The organism is Polynucleobacter sp. 35-46-11, assembly GCF_002281105.1.
In genome coordinates this window covers 1-1,105 of the sequence record NZ_NCFJ01000710.1, presented here as the reverse complement: position 1 = coordinate 1,105, position 1,105 = coordinate 1, and the positions used below count along the sequence as shown (strand labels likewise).

The 1,105-nt window shown below is 40.1% G+C and carries 1 protein-coding gene; it reads left to right on the top strand.

Annotation, left to right across the window (positions count from 1 at the left end; all coding sequences use genetic code 11):
- Positions 1–1,105, top strand: a 1,105-nt coding sequence (locus tag B7Y67_RS19005) for a CYTH domain-containing protein (RefSeq protein WP_293599966.1), incomplete at both ends; no start/stop codon positions are given.

Here is a 1,105-nt window from a genome sequence, read left to right as displayed (position 1 = left end):
CTATATTGATACGCCAGATTTCTTGCTCGCCCGTGAGCGCATGGCATTGCGAATCCGTAAAGAGGGTAGGCAATGGGTTCAGACACTTAAAGTATCTACGTCTAACCCTCTAGATAGAATTGAACATAATGAAGTTTTGGGGGTTGGCAGAAATGATGTTCCCCAATGGGATATCAATCTCCATGATTCTCATGAGGCAGGTAAATATTTAAATAAAATGTTCACAAAGAAGCAATTACAAACTCTTCAATTTTGCTTTAAGACGGATATCTGGCGTCGAAAATGCATTGTTAAAAATAGAGTGGGAACTGTTGAGTTTGCCTTGGATATTGGGACAATCACAGCAAGTCGTGGTGCTGAATTAATTGCAAGCAATGTTCAAGAATTAGAGATAGAGCTCAAAGATGGTGATTCAGTCGCTGTATTAAATCATGCAAAAGCATTTATTAAACGATTTAAAGCGTTTATTGATACGCAAAGTAAATCGGCGCGTGGATTTTTATTAGCTCGAGGCCTTGATTTTCTACCCCCTGTAAGAGCTAAGCCCATTTCCTTAAAAAGTAGCGTTGGGTCGGCCCAGGCGAAGAGCCAGCTCCTATATTCATGCTTAGATCAGATCCTCTCCAATCAGAGTATCTTGAATGCTTCCCCCGCTGATTATTCTGAATATCTGCATCAATTGAGGGTGGGGCTACGAAGGCTGAAAGTTTTACTAAAGTACCTTTCCAAACAGGGTATTGCCTTAAATGATGAGTCTTTAAATAACTTTAAGATTGTTTTTGATGCTCTTGGTCAATACCGGGATGGCAATTATGTCTCTAGTGTTTTAAATCCAATCTTGCGATCTCTTGGGGGTCCAGAGATCAAAATAAGCAGTATTGAAAACTTGATGAATCCATCTCATATTAGCCAAGCAAATCCATTTCAGCTGCTATTAGTAGATGTCATGCTATTGGAATTTTCTTCGCCATACCCCCATGGCGTTGAGATTGAGGGAAGGATTATCAACCAAAGTAGCGCCCCCTTTAAAAAGGTCATATTTAAGCATTTGGAGAGCACTTTCCATTTCTTAAGCTCTCAAAACTCTCGATTTGCTGAGCTGCAT